Genomic DNA, 16600 nt, shown 5'->3' on the forward strand with positions numbered 1-16600 from the left:
TTACTCTTCCGGAAGTTTAATTGAAAATGTTGTCCCTTTCCCAATTTCACTTTGCACAGTAATAGTTCCATTATGATTGTCAATAATACCCCATACAACCGAAAGACCAAGACCAGTTCCTTTCTGACCCTTTGTAGTAAAGAAAGGTTCAAAAATTTTGTTTATATGTTCTTGAGGAATACCACAACCTGTATCTGAAACCTGAATTTCTACAAACTTTTTATTCCCCTTTTCATCAATAAAATTCCATCTTTGCCATTCATCTTTGAACGATGCACAACCTTCGAGAAAACCTTGAGATGGAACTTCAATTTTGTAAACTGGTCCGCCGCACAAAGGGCATTTTTCAAATTTATCAATTAAAGATAAATCACATACAGGACAGGTAAGTTTAATTATATCATTTTTTTCTACCGGAATTCCAAAATAATGTTTTGCTCTTCCATAAACAGGGTCAAGGAATAAGAAACCTTCATTTCCATTTGTTTTCATTTTAACTTTGATTGAAGGCAAGCCACCAATTTTATGGTCATTATCAATTAAATTATGATTTTTGGGACACAAAGCTGCCTTAACATGTACTACTCCTTTTGGCGACAAAGTTGTTTGAGATGTTTTAATTGTTATGGTCCCACCATTAGGACCAATAGCATCAATTGCATTTAAAAGCAAGTTCAAAATTACCTGCTGAATTTGATTTGCATCCGCAGTAATTCTAGGAAGTTTTTCATCAAATTCTTTGATTAGTTTAATTTTATTTATGTTCAATTGATTATGAACTACTAAATCAGCTTTATTGATTACCTCATTAATATCAATTAAACTTTTCTTTGGGGTTGACTGCCTTGAAAAATCAAGAAGGCTTTTTACAATTTCACGACTTCGTAAAGTCTCTCTTACAATTACATTTAAGTCTTCCTGCAATTCTGGATTATCTTTTGTTCGCTTTAATAAATAACTGCTATAAGTAAGAACACCAGTCAAAGGATTATTAATTTCATGAGCAACTCCAGCGGCTAACTTGCCAAGCAAAGCCATTTTATCGGATTGAAGTAGTTGTTGCTGAGTTTCATATAATTTTTTTGTCATATTATTAAATGATTTTGCTAGATAACCAAGTTCATCGTTCCCCAAATCTTTAATTTCATAATGAAGATTACCGGCAGCTATTTGATTTGTTGCTTTTACTAATTCTTTTACAGGTTTATCAACCCACTTTCTGACAAATATTCCAATAATAAAACCAATTGCAGTAACAGAAATTATTGCGAACAGCAACTCCTGAATTTCATTCTTTTTTATTTGTGAATCTACTTCTGTAAGTGTAATTGTAACATCAAGAACACCAAGCACTGTAGAACTTTGAGGATGAGCATGGCAATCGGCTTTCCAGCATGATTCTTCATTATAAATTGGATTAACTATTCCCATCACTCTCGGAGAATTTTCACTCAATCTAAATATTCTTGTTCTTTCTTTATTCGATAATTTTTCAAGTGGCTTATTTTCAGTATGACATGCATAACAGCTTTCGGCTTTTTTATCGAGCATCTTCCCAACATCTTCAGGATTTGTGGAATAAATTATCTCTCCTTCTTTATTATAAATTCTGATATTATCAATTGCCGGGTCTTTTCCGATAGTTTTAATTATTTCATCAACATATTCTCTTTGGTTAAGAAGCATTCCATATCTTGTACTATTTTTTACAGTTTCACTAAGTTGATTGGCATGACGTTCAACTTCTGCCAAAAGCACATCACTTTGAGATTTTATTTTAATGTATGAATTTATTCCAATGATTATAACAACTGTTAAACTAACTACTAAAATTAGTTTTAATCCAATTTTTCTAAAGAATCCTATTTCACTTAAACCATTCATAATTTTCTCAATCTTCCCGGTTTATCTTTTGGATATGATTTATCATCATGACAATCTTCGCAAGTTGGCTTTGAATAAGTTGGTTCTTTATGACAATTACTGCATTCTAATTCACTATGAGTTTCATCTAGTATTAAACCTGTAACATTATGCTTGAAATTATCCCAGCTCCAAGTTCCATGACAAGAACTGCATTCATTTTTAAGTCCAGTAAATTTACCTTTTGCAGTATGACATCTGTTGCAGGTTAACTTTGAATGATATTTTGAAATATCAAATCCTGTTACAGCAAAATGATTAAATGGACCTTTTTCTTTATCTGAGTGACATGATGAACATTTTGATTTCGAATCTGTATCATGACAATTAGAACACTTTTTATGAACTTCTTTTAATGATTTCTTAACTGCAGTTACAACTTTATTTTTGTTATGACACTTCACACAATTATCATTTTTATGGCAGTCGCCACATTCATAATTAAATAAATTAATATGTTCATCGTGATAAAAGGTGACCAATTTACCTGAAGTACTTGCCGTTGTAAAATTAATTTTAGATGGTGCTTTTACTTCAGGATGTATTCTCTTTGCAGTTAATTTTTTTACATCACTTTTTAACGCAGGTTCTTTTCCTTTTAATTGATGACAAACAACACAATCTATACTTCCGCTCCATGCACGATGACAATTCATACATTGACGATGAAATGCCCCTTTCAAATCAGGTTTGCTTACATCAATTCTTTTTCTTTGTGTTTCATGACATTCTGAGCATGCAATAACATTGCCTGGCGGATTATAATGATGGCATGTCCTGCATCCCCCTGATATATCTGCCATTTCAGCATGAGCTAAATGAGAAAAAACAACAGGATCATAAACATCAGTTTCTTTTATTTTATTAATTATAAGAACTTTTGGACCTTCTTCTGGTTTCTGGTCAATTCGAATCATACTTTCACGGGGACAAGCTTTAAGACAGGGATTTTCTTTAGTCGGAATATCACATGAATGACATGTCGAGCAATTCAAAGATTGCTGTGAATGGCTTTTGCTAATTTTTGTCTGTGCATTGATTGATATTGAACCAATCAATAAAATTATTAATAACCTTTTCATTATGCACCTCTAACAGAAAATTTAGTTTGAGGTGAAACATACTGGGGAGTGCTTACAATTGGGAAAATCATAACAAAAGCTCTGAACAATAACACTTCGAGTGCAATGAACCCGAGTGTTACAGCAATTTCGCCAATTGATGGGAAATATGATTGAAATTGATATGGAGGAGTATAAGCCACAATAAAATTATTTATTCGATTTAGTAAAACACCAAAGATGACCAATAAAGAACCAATAAATAATCCAAGTGGAGTTTTAGTCAACTTAGGTGATAAGAAAATACGCAATGGCACAATTATTCCGATAACGACTTCAATAGCAAAAAGTACACTTACTGTATTTATTTCGTTCAAGTAAACAAATGTTTTTCTTATAACCATATCACCAATCTTAAATGAAAGATAAATTCCGAGCATTGGAGCAATCATACTTCCAAGATTAGAAAGAATTTTCATTTCAGGTTTTAAGCCAAAGGCTTTAGATGTTATCAATGATTCAAAAATTACCATTGGAAATCCAACAGAAATTGCGGAAAGTAAAAACAGTAATGGAAGGATTGGTGTTTGCCATAATGGATGCATTTTAGGACCAGCAATTACCATTAATGTTCCTAATGATGATTGATGTAAACAGGAAAGAACTACGCCGGCAATTATAAAAATAAACATTACTTTGTTTAATGTTCTATCAAGCAATCTTAATAATTTATCTAATGGTTTATTAAGAGCACTTAAAAACCCCGGCAAATTTACTCTGCCAATAAATCTTTCTGTTACAATTGGATGAAATTCAATATAAAGAACAAATAAGTAAATCATAACACACATACCTACTTCAAAAAGAACAGAATTACCATTCCACATAATTAAAGGATGCCAGATGTAATAATATCTTCCAAGGTCAAGAGCTACACTAAGAGCCACAAAAGTATATCCTAGCATTGCAGTTAAAAGAGCCGGTCTGACTACCACATGATATTCTTCTCGATGCATGATATGACCCAATGCAGCTGTGGTAAAACCCCCAGCGGCTAATGCAACACCAGCAGCCACATCAATTCCAATCCATATCCCCCAGGGATATTGATTACTTAAATTGGTTACTGCTCCTAATCCTAAAATTAATCTTATAAAAACTACTATCAATCCTATAGCAGCAATAATTGTCAACCCTATAACAGTGGGAGTAAAAAATTTTCTTCCTAATGGTGTCGGTTTCAGAAAATTTTCCATTATTCTTCCTCCGATTCTTTCTTTCTATTTTTATTAATCCACATTACTGCTCCAAGCAAAGCATAAAGAGCAACTGGTGGAACAAAGTAAGCAAAAATTCCATGTTGAATAGCTTCGGTTACCCCAGGGGCAGGATTCCTACCTAATTTAGGAAATTGGAGTTCATAAAAATCTTTGCTTGCTAAATAAAGCCAGCTTGTTCCACCGACTTCATATTCACCATAAACATGATTAACATATCTATCCGGGTATAAATTAATTTTTTCGTGGGCAATTTTTACTAATTCTTCTCTTTTACCATAAGTCAAAGCTTCCATTGGACAAATTTCCACACATGCAGGAAGTTTTCCTTCCTTTGTTCGATTGAAACAGAAATCACATTTACGAATCTCAGGCTGTATTGCTTTACCAAATTCGAAAGCAGGAATTTGAAATGGACATGCAACCATACAATATCTACATCCAATGCATTTTTTCGTATCCCAGATTACAGAACCATTTTCTTCTTTTGAAAAAGCACCAACAATACATGCTGAAACACATGCTGGGTGGTCACAATGCATACATTGAACTTTTACATTAATTGGAAATCCATCTGAACTTGAAGGAGGATATTCATTAACCACAGTTAAAGCTCTATCATCGGGTCTTCTCATTTTCTTAAATACACTTCTATCATCATAAGCTTCGAGTGGTGGTGTAGGAAGATTATGCGCTACTTTACATGCCCATTCACATTTTCTGCAACCAATACATACTGTAGTATCAACCAGAACTCCCATTCTATTTTCATCAAGAATATTTTTGGGTGCAGCTTTTAATTTGCTTGTACTTAATCCAGTAATTCCAGCTCCAACTATTGTTGTGGTTTTTAAGAATTCCCGACGGGTTTGTTTTGCCATATTTTTAACCTCCAGTATCGGTGTGTCAATAAATTAGATTATAAGACTATTTCCTAAATGGACTTATTTATCCATTTCTAAATTAGTTGATTGAATTTATTATGTCAACCAATTTTAAAATTATTGTGAGATTTCCACTGGAATTCTTATGTAATATGTCAAATGGTCTTTTTTTAAGTTAATAATTTTTATAGATTCGCAATTAAATTAAAAATAAAAGTAAAATTTAAGATGGCAAAGAAAAATGTAAAGAATCTCGAATCATTAAGAGAGAAAATAAACGATATTGATGAAAAGATTATTAAACTTCTTTCTGAAAGACGCGCGTTAAGTAAAGAAGTCGCATTAGCAAAAGAAAAAAGTAACTCTCCAATAAGAGACCAGATAAGAGAAGAAGAATTATTAAGAAGATTAATTAAATTAGGAAAAAAATTTAATCTTGATTCGAATTTTCTTTCTAAGGTTTATTATGAAATTATAGAAGACTCTATAAGACTTCAACAAAATTATGTTCAATCTATATTAAATAAAAAAGATGAAAGAAAGAAAGTCATAACAATTGCTATTCAAGGAATAGAAGGTTCTTACAGTTATTTGGCAAGTCAAAAATTTTTTGCTCACTCAGGTTTCAAACTTAATTTTTTATTTAAGAGAAGATTTGACGAGGTTGTCAACGCAGTAGAAAAGGGTGAGGCAGATTTTGCAGTTCTTCCAATTGAAAATACAACTTCTGGAGGAATAAACGAAGTTTATGATTTACTGCTTCATACAACATTATCCATAATTGGTGAAGAAAAATTTCAAGTCAAACATTGTTTTGTTGCTCTTGATGAAGTTCCATTTCAAAAAATCAAAAAAGTTTATGCTCACTATCAAGCGGCAGCACAATGCAGCAAATTTTTAGAATCACTCCCTCATGTTGCAATTGAATATTTTGATGATACTGCTATGTCTGTTCAAAAAATTAAAGAAGAAGGGAATATTGCACATGCTGCAATTGCCAGCGAAGAAGCTGCTAAATTATTCCATGTCAAAATTTTGAAAAAAAATATAGCTAATCAGCCTGAAAATTATACAAGATTTTTAATTGCATCGAGAAAGCCACAAACTATTGATGAAAGAATACCATGCAAAACATCAATTGTAATGGCTACTTCTCATACACCCGGTTCTCTTGTAGAAGCTTTGAATGTTTTTAGAAAATACAATGTGAATTTAACCAAACTTGAATCACGACCAATTATTGGGAATCCATGGGAAGAAATGTTCTATCTCGATTTTGAAGGAAATATTGCAAGTGAAACCATCCAAAAAGTTCTTGATGAATTAGGACAATACACAAGATTCATGAAAGTCTTAGGAAGTTATCCTTCACAGGAACTCGAAAGAACCAAATTAGAATTTTCAAGGCTTTTAATTGGAGAAGAAATTAAAAAAGAAACAAAATCAAAGCCGGAGGCTCCTGCAATTATTAAATCCAAATCTAAGAGTTATAGACTTGCAAGTCGAGAATACAAAAGTGAAGATACTATAATAAAAGTAAAAGATGTGTTAATTGGTGGTAATAATTTTGTTGTAATTGCTGGTCCATGTTCAGTCGAAAATGAAGAAATGATAATGAAATGTGCACTCGAAGCAAAAGAAAATGGAGCTCAAATTCTCCGTGGGGGATGCTTTAAGCCCAGAACTTCGCCTTATAGTTTTCAAGGACTTGGATATGAAGGACTTAAATTACTTGCCGATGCAGGCAAATATTACGATTTGCCTATTATCACTGAAGTAATGGATACAGACCAGGTTGAAGAAGTAGCTAAAAGTGCAGACATACTTCAGATTGGTGCAAGAAACATGCAAAACTTTGCCCTGCTAAAAGAAGTTGGTAAAACACATCGACCTGTTATGCTTAAAAGAGGTTTAAGTGCTTCGATTGATGAGTGGTTGAATGCAGCAGAGTATATTTTATCTCAAGGTAATCGTCAGGTAATTTTGTGTGAACGAGGAATCAGAACATTTGAAACTGCCACACGAAACACATTAGATTTAAGTGCAATACCTGTTCTGAAAGAATTAACTCACTTGCCTGTTATAGTAGATCCTTCCCATGCTATTGGTGAAAGAAACAAAGTAATACCACTAGCAAAAGCAGCAAAAGTTGTAGGTGCTCATGGAATAATGGTTGAATTTCATCCCGACCCTCCTAATGCATTAAGCGACCCTGAGCAAGCACTTTATTTCAGTCAATTTGAGGAATTAATGAAGGAGTTGTATAGATTATAAATACCATAATTTTAGATATATAATCTCTTAAAAATATTTTTCAAGAAAAAGTGGTTTCCAAAATTTTAATCTAATCGCACTATGATAATTCATAAAATGATTTGAGCTTGAATATAGATAATGTAATAACTTGCATTTGTTTTTGTTATTCCCATGCCGTAATCAATGCCCAGTCCTAAACTCATCTTAGAAAATTTTATACCTGAAGTAAAATTAAAGCTAATGCCTGGCTGCCAGTTATTTGTATCACTCAAAGTTCTATCATTCAAATAAATTATGCCAAGTCCTTCTTCAATGAAGAAGTAATTATATATACTTTGTTGTATTTGTGATTTTAACAAAAATGATTTAATAAATGGGTAATATCTGCCCTCTCTACTTTCTGGAATAAAATATTCTACTTTTCTTGCATAAAAAAAACCTGTTCTAAAATTTACTTCATCCGAGAACCATAACTTAAAATCAAAAAATAAAGTACCGCCAAAACTTGTTACTGACGTTGTATTCCCTTTTATTTCTCCCAATCCAAAATTAAATCCAGCATTAAAATTTTTAATTTGTGCATTCAGGCCAACTGTATTGAAAAACAGTATTATGGCAATAAGATATTTCTTTTTCATCATAATCAACATTGAAAGAATTTGCAAAGAAAATTACAAAATAATTTTTGAATCTTTTTGAAAATCATTTCATCTAACCGAATAAAAATAAGGTTAATTATGGCAGTAACTTCTCAACCAAAGGTAATAATTTTTTCTACTCCAACATGCAGTTTTTGTAATGCAGCAAAAAGATATTTCAGAGAAAAAAATATTCGATTTACTGATGTTGATGTTTCTAAAGACGAAGCAGCAGCAAGAGATATGATGCGAAGAACAGGTCAAACCGGTGTTCCTGTAATTTTAATAAATAATAGACCAATAATTGGATTTGATAAACAGAAAATTAATCAGATGTTAAACATAAAAGATTAGGAGACCACTATGAAAATTAAACCACTTGACGACAGGGTTCTCGTTGAACCAATTGAAGAAGAATCAAAAACTACTTCGGGAATTATTATTCCTGATACAGCAAAAGAAAAACCAAGAATGGGAAAAGTTATTGCTGTAGGAACTGATGAAGACTTGCGTGAAAAAATTAAAGAAGGCGACCGAATTTTATTTGCAAAATATGGCGGTGAAGAAGTAAGTGCTAATGGCAAGGAATTAAAAATTATCTCCCGCTCAGATATATTAGCAGTAGTAGAAAATTAGTCAATTGGTGCCCCCTATAAAAAGCGGTATGAGTCATGTATTCATGCCGCTTTTAATAATAAAGTGTTAACCAGTAAGTTAGTTTCTCGCTGTCTGTTTTTTCGACTCTATGTTTTACATGTGCGGGTATGATAAGATAATCACCGGGTTTTAATTTTATTGAATAATTATCTTCAAATAATATCTCGGCACTTCCACTCAAGAGTAAAACAAATTCATTTTGTGTCTGGTTATACCAGAATCCTTCCGGTGAAAAATGTGCTTTTGATATAATTCTCTCCAAACGAAAATTTTCATTTAGAATAATATCTTCAAAAAATTCTTTTGATAAATCTTCCGGAACATTTTCAAAAATATTTCTTACTTCTATTTTCATTCTTAATAATCCACAATTATGATTTTCATTTCATTTGAAGATAATGCTTCGTGCAGAACAGCATCAATTTCGAATGGGTCATCTGGATTTGAAATACTGAGTAAATATTTTTCATAACCTGCAAGAATATGTCTTAACAATTTTCTATGAATTGGTTGATTGCCTGTTGCTGCAGCTTTTTTGTTATAAAATATAACAACCTTCAAAGGTATCTCTCTATTAAATGCTCCGAGAAGACCAAGATTTCCTGCAGATATAAAACTGAAATCACCTGTTAATGCCCATACATTTTTTTTGCCTGCTAAGTATGCACCAATTGCAAGTGGAATACTTCCTCCCATATATGTTACAATATCTATACTGTTATAAGGAGGAAATGCAAAAGAACTTGATGAGCCTGTATCTCCTGTTGCAATATCTCTCTTAATATTTTTAAAAACATTAAAGAAAGGAATGTACTGAAGAGCTCCTTCTTTAGCTTTTTCTGTTAAACTATCAGGAACAAAAGGCAATTCCGGCCGAACTACTGTCTCAAGATTTCCATTTAGCTTTTTGGCAATAAATAATTTATACTGATAATCAGCAAGAAGTGGGCTTACAACATGTGAATAAATATTTCTTTCGTATGAAAAATTTCTTTTAAGATTCTGTTTTGGAGTAAATTCTATTTCTAATTTCGTATTTAATGCATCAACAATAACAGCAACAGGCATCTTTTTTCTTTCAGACTCAAAAAATGCATTGACTATATCATCATAAACTGTTTCGTTTCTTGAAGTAATAAATGGCATACTCATGCCTTCAAGAATTGGGGCTATTTCAAGTATATTGTCAGAATGTTTGCCTGATTTATCATCAAAAATTATTGTAACAAATCCTGCTGTTAGTTCTGTATACAGTGAGTCACTCACACTGTTTGCGGCTTTCATTAATCCATGAGCTTTCATCAGAACAGCTGCACGTTTTCCAAGAATGCTTGCACCATGAGAAATTGTGTATGCAACTTCTTCATGAAATGACATTTTAAGACTTCGCATTGTTAACTCATTATAAAATTGAAATGTTTCACTTGCTCCGTAGCCGGGAACAAATGTAACTATTTCAACTCCCAAATCATTCAGGGCATGAGCTATAGCTTGATAAATTGTTGCTTTCATCTAATAAATAATAAAATTAGTTTTATACTAAGATAAAATAAATTCTGTATTTTTATTGCTGAAAATAATATTTAATCTACTATAATTTTAACTGACTTCCATTTTTATCACTTTTATTTTTTGTAATCTTTAGATATTATTAATGATTGATAAATATTTTTAAAGTAATATGCTCAATAAAACTTTTTCATATGCTATAATTCTTCTTCCTTTATTTCTAATTTCAAAATTATTCAGCCAAACAGAAAATGAGATAATTGCAAAAGCAGGAAATATTAAAATTACTAAGAAGGAATTCATTGAACGTTATGAATTTTCTCCCCACGCGCAAACAGAAGATGCTTTTGACACAGCAACAATAAAAAGAGATTTCTTATATACTCTTTTAGCCGAAAAATTACTCGCTCAGGATGCAATAAAACAAAATTTAGATAAATCCGAAGACTTCATTTATTTAATGAATTACATTAAAAATATTTTCCTTCGTGATGCACTCTATAAAAAAGAAATTAAAGACAAAATTGTAATAACTGATTCAGCTATTACTGATGGCAAAAATAAGATGTTCAAAACTCTCAAAGTAAAATTTATTTTTTCAGTTGATGAAAATGAAATTAAAGAAATTTATTCATCACTTCAGAATGGAGCATCTTTTGACTCAATTTTATCACTGCGACCGGAAAATTCAGAACAATTAAATTATGCCGAGGTAACTTTTGGAAACATGGCTCCAGAAATCGAAGAACAAATATTTAAGTTAACACCTGAAGAATTTACAATCCCAATAAAATTAAAAGAAGGTTGGTACATTTGTAAAGTTTATGATGTAATTAAAAAAAGTGACCTTAATTCTTCAGATATTTCAAAAATCAAAAGAATAATTGAATCAAGAATAGAAGACAAACTTTATGAGGAATTTTATAATAAATTTTTCAAAGGAATAACAATAAATGTTGACCGTCAATTATTTGATAAATTATCAAGTAAGATTTTTAATTTTATAAAACAAAATCAAAATTATTTCTTAGATAAAAAAAATAATAAACTAAGATTTTCAGAATTAGAGTTTTCTCAAATACAAAAATCTTTTTCAGATAAAGAAGTTAATCTTCCATTTGTAAAATTCGAAGATTCGCCAGTCACTTTAAAATATTTTCTTAAAAACATTGGGTTTACAGGAATAGAGTTCGATTCAATTAGCATTGAAGAGATCAAAAGCAAATTGAATAATTTTGTAAGCAGCTTTATCAGAAATGAACTTTATGCAAGAGAAGCACAAAAACGAGGTTATGATAAATTGCCAGAAGTTTATGAAGACTTAAATATGTGGAAAGATTATTATTTATCGCGCATAAGGATGAAAGAAATCTTCAAAGAACAAAATGTAAGTGATAACGAAGCAAAAGAATTTTATTTGAAAATGGACAGAACTATAGAAGAACCAGATAGTGTTAATATATTAGAAATAAATTCAGAAAATCTTGAAACAATAGAACAAATATTAAATGAATTAAATGATGGCATCAGCTTCGATGAGATTCAGAAAAAATATTCAACAACAAAAATCACAGGTTTGCAACCAGTAAATAAACTTGGTGAAATTGGAAAGATTGCAGTCAATATGAATAAAGGTGATGTTTTTGGTCCAATTAAAGCTGATTATGGATATTCAATTATAAAACTAATTGACAAAAAGAAAGGTGAAAAAAAGAAAATCGAAACTTTTGAAGAAGCTAAAGACGATATAAAAAATATTATTCAAACAAAAAAAATGTATAATGAACTTGATAAATTAACTGCAAAACTTGCAGTTGAAAATGGAATAGAGATAAATGAAAATATTTTAAAATCAATTAAAGTATCAAACATAAATATGATTGTATTCAGAAGATTTGGATTTGGCGGACAGCTTATTGCAGTTCCTTATGCACCACTTTTTTATAGATGGCATAAAATTTATCAACAGATGAAAAAAGAATTATCTTTTTAACATGGATACTATAAAACCTTACATGAAAACTTTCTATTTTTCAATTACAGCAATTACTTTTCTGGTTTTATCAGTTTTTATATTCATGTACATATTTGGAAATCTTGCAGATAACAGAGATGCAGGACCAAAAAAAATTTATTTTGCTGATAACATATCCATCAGTCATAAATATGCAATTGAAAAATTTAATCAGCTGCACAAAGGAAAAATTGAAGTTGTTCCAATTGATTTATCTTTTGAAAAATTTCAGACCAATGAAAGAAAAGAATTATTAATGAGATATTTGAGAAGCAGAAGTGACAGATTAGACATTTTTTCAATAGACCAAATATGGGTCCCACGTTTTGCAAAATTTGTTGAGCCATTGAGTAATTATTTTTCTACTAATGAAAGAGAAAATATAATTCCATATGCACTTGAATCCTGCTTTTACAAAAATCAGCTTGTAACAATTCCACTATATATTGATGTAAGTGTAATGTATTACAGAAAAGATTTATTAAAAAATATCAGTGATTATAAAGAAATTAAAAGTCAGCTTGACAGCTCAATTACATGGGAAGAATTTATTAAACTTGGTCAACGCTTGAAAAGCTTTGGTTATCCATTTTATTTATATCAGGCAGAAGCATTCGAAGGATTGATGTGCAGCTTTGTTGAACTTATTGAATCACAGAATTCTAAAATACTCGAAGGCGATTCTCTAAAATTAAACACACCTCAAGCTAATAAAGCACTTCAGTTGCTTGTTGACCTTGTCAATAAATATAAACTTTCACCAAAAGAAATAACCAACTTTAAAGAGTACGATACTTATTATTACTTTATCGACAACAGCGGAATATTTTTGCGCGGATGGCCTGGTTTCTTAAAATGGTATGAAACCAAATTCAACGATAAAAGTTTTGCAGATAAAATTGAGACTGTTCCTTTGCCCCATTTCAAAGAAGGTTCCAAAAAAAGTATGATTGGCGGCTGGAATTTGATGATATCAAAATATTCTTCAAAAAAGAGTGAAGCAATTGAATTTATTAAATTCTTGATTCAGGAAGATATTCAAAAAAAATTTTATGAACTTGGTGGTTATTTACCTATCAATGCAAAAATTTATGAAGACAAAAATTATTTGAAACTAAATCCAGAACTAAATTTTTATAAATCAGTTTTTAAAACAAGCACGCGCAGACCATTTCTCGAAAAATATACTCGATATTCTGATATAATTACTTATTACCTTAATAGAGCTATTAAAAATGAAATTTCTGTAAGCGAAGCCTTAAGTAAAGCAGAAAAAATCATTAACTCAGAAGCAAGTTATATTAAATAATGTGTTATGGATAATTTTTTTGAAAATCTTAAAAAATATCACTTTGAATTCAAGCATCTTACAGTTTTGTTTATTGGATTAATATTCTTTCAATTGATTCTTTCGTTTGTGCACAAAACTTCTTTGCGCAATTTTGTTGAAAATGCTCAGGAATGGTATCAGAAAAATTCTGCAGAAAGATTAGCTAATCTTACTACAACTTCTCTCGAATTATTTTATGAAACTGTAAAAATGAGAAAAACAATTGACCCAAACGAAAAACGCCGTATTATTCAATTCTTTGACATAATTCTTAATCAACAAATCCTGCAGCAGAACATAGAAGAAATTTGTCTGCTTGTAGGCGAGGGTGATAAAATAAAAGCTATTGATAATGGCAATGATTTATTTGCTGTTATGTTTGAACACAAAGAAAATATTAATTCTTCAAGACATCGTTCTGCAATTGAATTGTACAAAAAGGTAAAAAAAGAATTAATAGGCAGTGAACAGATTGTAAATATTTTATTAAACAAAAATACTTATCATATATTTGTTCCTTTTGTGCCAAACGGGGAATTTGCAGGTGCGCTTTACATTCGCAACACACCAGATTTTTCTTTTATTCAACAAGAAATGATTTCGAGTTACGAAGAAACATCGATAATTTATTCCGCACTTTTCCTTCTTGGACTTTTGGCAATGTACTATATTTCTACATACACAGTTAAAGAACGAGATGAAGCACAAAAATTATTAATGGAAGAACATGAAAGAAATATTAAGCAGCAAATTGAACATGAAAAAGAATCAATGTTTACAAAAAGAATTTATCACACTCATCACAAAGCAGAAAAAGTAATGGGCTTTATCAAAGAAGATTTAAGAACACTTTCAACAGAAAACATTGATGAAGTTAAATACCGGGCAACAAAATATTCGAATTTTATCTCTCGCGTTATATATGACATGAAATGGTATGAACCTCCAATTCAGACAATTCGTAATCCATCTTTTTCAACAGATTTAAATGAAGTAATAAAATTCATGGTTGAAAATATATTCAATAGAACTTCAAGAAAATCAAAATCTTTCGAAATAAAATTGAATCTTGATGAAAAAGTTCCTAAAGTAAATATCAATGAATTTGTAGTCTGGGAAATTTTAGAACCATTAATTCAAAATAGTATAGACCACGGTGGCGATGATGATTTATTAATAACAATTACAACCAGATATGACCCTGAAACAAAAATTTCCAATATCATTATTGAAGATAATGGACAAGGCATAAAACCTGAATTGTTAGAGAAAAACGAAAAAGGAATTAAAAAAATTTTTCTTGAAAATATATCTACAAAAAACACATCACATTCCAACAGTGGTTATGGATGTTACATAGCTTATGAAATTTCAAAACAAAGATGTGGATGGGATATTGATGCAGAAAATCTTCCAGAAAAAGGCTGCAGATTTACAATTACAATTCGAAATTAATCTGGAGTAAAAATGAATAAATACGAACAAATAAAAGTATTGCTTATTGAAGATGAAGATTTTGATGTAAGACGAGTTGAAAACACTATTAAACCTTTTGCCGATAGAATAAAGATATGTGAAGTTGTGTCTGATGGAAAATCTGCTCTTGAACTTCTTGAAGCTAACAAAATTAACTTTGATGTAGTAATTATGGATTATCAAATTGCAGGTGGACTGCACGGTGAATATCTTATCAAAAAAATAAAAGATTTTGATCCCTCGCTTCAAATTATTGTGATTACAAAAATGACTGTCAATGTTACAGATTATGAATTTGCTCATAGTCTTATTGAAGCTGGTGCTTTCTGGTACTGCACAAAATATCCCGGTGACATTGAAGAACATATTTATCAGCCTACTGATTTTATAATGTCAATTTTCAATGCTTTTGAAAAAAGAAAATTACTAAAGGAAAAACAGAGGTCCACTCAAAAACTAAGAAAGAATGTTGATGATATTCTGTCATCAAAAAAAATTATAGGGGTTTCTCAAACAACTGAACAATTAAGAGAACAAATAAAAAAATATTCTAACAGCAATGTGCCTGTATTAATAACAGGATTATCCGGAACAGGAAAAGAACTAGTTGCTTACAATATTCATTACAAAAGTCCTAGAAAATACGAAAATTTTGTTCCTATAAATTGCGGGGGAATACCGGACCAATTAATCGAAAGCGAACTATTTGGTTATGAAAAAGGAGCATTTACAGGTGCAGAAAAAAGTAAACCGGGATTATTTGAAATAGCCAATAATGGCACAATCTTCCTAGATGAAATTTCTGAATTACCACTTTCATCTCAAGTAAAACTTCTTCGTGTTCTTCAGGATGGTGAAGTTGAAAAACTTGGCAGAACAGATAAAATAAAAGTTGATGTTAGAATAATTTCCGCAACAAACAAAAATTTAGAAGAAGAGGTTAAAGCAAAAAGATTCCGCGAGGATTTATATTATCGACTGAATGTAATCAACATTCACATTCCACCTTTAAGAGAAAGAAAAGAAGATATAATTTGCCTAATCGACTATTACATGAATCAATTTGCAATAGAAATAGGAAGAGAAGCCCCCATAATTTCAGAAGATGCTATGAAATTACTAATTGACTACGACTGGCCAGGAAATATTCGTGAACTCAAAAATCTTGTTCAACGGCTATTATTTTTTGACGATAAAATAATTACACCAAAACTTATTGAAACCGCACTTGGTAAAAAAATAAACGAGCTGGAAGATTATTTTGGAAACGAGGGAATAAGTTTTAAATCTCCAAATGGTCCTTTACCATTAAAGCAAATGGAAAGAATTTTCCGTGAAAAATATTTTAGATATATAAGAAGCAAAGTAAATTCTGATCAAGAAGCTGCATCAATTCTTGGATTAGCTCCCCCTAATTATCACAGAATGTGTAAAGAATTGGGATTAAAATAAAGCTTGATTACAGAGTTAAGTGTTTCATACTCTGAAAACTGTAATAAAATTCCCGCAGCACATTTCAACCGGAAGTGTATTGCATTAACAATTTTCTCTTTTCATTTCGTTTAATAATTATCC

The 16600-nt window shown here is 30.8% G+C and carries 14 protein-coding genes; 7 read left to right on the top strand and 7 right to left on the bottom strand.

What is annotated here, in order from left to right:
* The 4 genes from VJY32_RS12455 to VJY32_RS12470 are packed head-to-tail and all read right to left on the bottom strand — an operon-like array spanning nt 1 to nt 5142.
* A complete protein-coding gene (locus VJY32_RS12455; protein WP_353678252.1) occupies nt 1-1884 on the bottom strand; it encodes an ATP-binding protein in 1884 nt (627 codons plus the stop codon).
* Nucleotides 1881-3005, bottom strand: a complete 1125-nt coding sequence (locus VJY32_RS12460; RefSeq protein WP_353678253.1) for a cytochrome c3 family protein — start codon at nt 3003-3005, stop codon at nt 1881-1883. The genes VJY32_RS12455 and VJY32_RS12460 overlap by 4 nt, the downstream gene beginning before the upstream one ends.
* Nucleotides 3005-4240: an NrfD/PsrC family molybdoenzyme membrane anchor subunit gene (gene nrfD, locus VJY32_RS12465; protein WP_353678254.1), complete on the bottom strand. Its 1236-nt coding sequence runs from the start codon at nt 4238-4240 to the stop codon at nt 3005-3007. The genes VJY32_RS12460 and nrfD overlap by 1 nt, the downstream gene beginning before the upstream one ends.
* Nucleotides 4240-5142 (bottom strand): 4Fe-4S dicluster domain-containing protein, encoded by a 903-nt coding sequence (locus VJY32_RS12470; protein WP_353678255.1) that lies wholly within the window; start codon nt 5140-5142, stop codon nt 4240-4242. The genes nrfD and VJY32_RS12470 overlap by 1 nt, the downstream gene beginning before the upstream one ends.
* A 231-nt stretch (nt 5143-5373) precedes the next feature.
* Here VJY32_RS12470 and VJY32_RS12475 point away from each other — a divergent pair, with 231 nt between their 5' ends.
* The gene (locus VJY32_RS12475) at nt 5374-7419 is read left to right on the top strand and encodes a bifunctional 3-deoxy-7-phosphoheptulonate synthase/chorismate mutase (protein ID WP_353678256.1); all 2046 of its coding nucleotides are present in this window, start codon (nt 5374-5376) and stop codon (nt 7417-7419) included.
* 89 nt (nt 7420-7508) lie between these two features.
* On the opposite strand, the gene VJY32_RS12480 is transcribed toward VJY32_RS12475, so the two are convergent.
* Complete coding sequence (locus VJY32_RS12480; protein ID WP_353678257.1) at nt 7509-8039, bottom strand: hypothetical protein; 531 nt, start codon at nt 8037-8039, stop codon at nt 7509-7511.
* Between the two features lie 99 nt (nt 8040-8138).
* Here VJY32_RS12480 and VJY32_RS12485 point away from each other — a divergent pair, with 99 nt between their 5' ends.
* Entirely contained in the window at nt 8139-8393 is a 255-nt protein-coding gene (locus VJY32_RS12485; protein ID WP_353678258.1) for a glutaredoxin family protein, read from the top strand.
* A gap of 9 nt (nt 8394-8402) precedes the next feature.
* Entirely contained in the window at nt 8403-8675 is a 273-nt protein-coding gene (locus VJY32_RS12490; RefSeq protein ID WP_353678259.1) for a co-chaperone GroES, read from the top strand.
* 52 nt (nt 8676-8727) lie between these two features.
* Here VJY32_RS12490 and VJY32_RS12495 read toward each other — a convergent pair whose 3' ends face one another.
* Both VJY32_RS12495 and VJY32_RS12500 read right to left on the bottom strand, forming a co-directional pair.
* A complete protein-coding gene (locus VJY32_RS12495) occupies nt 8728-9051 on the bottom strand; it encodes a cupin domain-containing protein (RefSeq protein WP_353678260.1) in 324 nt (107 codons plus the stop codon).
* Between the two features lie 2 nt (nt 9052-9053).
* Nucleotides 9054-10208: a thiamine pyrophosphate-dependent enzyme gene (locus tag VJY32_RS12500; protein WP_353678261.1), complete on the bottom strand. Its 1155-nt coding sequence runs from the start codon at nt 10206-10208 to the stop codon at nt 9054-9056.
* A gap of 169 nt (nt 10209-10377) precedes the next feature.
* Between VJY32_RS12500 and VJY32_RS12505 the strand changes: the two genes are divergently transcribed.
* From VJY32_RS12505 to VJY32_RS12520, 4 genes are read left to right on the top strand one after another with little or no spacing between them, the layout of a single operon-like run.
* Nucleotides 10378-12198: a peptidylprolyl isomerase gene (locus VJY32_RS12505; RefSeq protein ID WP_353678262.1), complete on the top strand. Its 1821-nt coding sequence runs from the start codon at nt 10378-10380 to the stop codon at nt 12196-12198.
* A gap of 1 nt (nt 12199) precedes the next feature.
* Entirely contained in the window at nt 12200-13528 is a 1329-nt protein-coding gene (locus VJY32_RS12510; RefSeq protein ID WP_353678263.1) for an extracellular solute-binding protein, read from the top strand.
* A 6-nt stretch (nt 13529-13534) separates the two neighbouring features.
* The gene (locus VJY32_RS12515; RefSeq protein ID WP_353678264.1) at nt 13535-15004 is read left to right on the top strand and encodes a sensor histidine kinase; all 1470 of its coding nucleotides are present in this window, start codon (nt 13535-13537) and stop codon (nt 15002-15004) included.
* Nucleotides 15005-15016: 12 nt separating this feature from the next.
* Nucleotides 15017-16477 carry a sigma-54-dependent transcriptional regulator gene (locus VJY32_RS12520; RefSeq protein ID WP_353678265.1) on the top strand — a complete coding sequence of 487 codons (1461 nt, stop codon included), beginning with the start codon at nt 15017-15019 and terminating at the stop codon, nt 16475-16477.
* The last annotated feature ends 123 nt before the right edge of the window (nt 16478-16600 follow it).

The sequence above is a fragment of the Rosettibacter primus genome, from assembly GCF_036860675.1.
In the GTDB taxonomy this organism is placed as follows: Bacteria; Bacteroidota; Ignavibacteria; order Ignavibacteriales; family Melioribacteraceae; genus Rosettibacter; species Rosettibacter primus.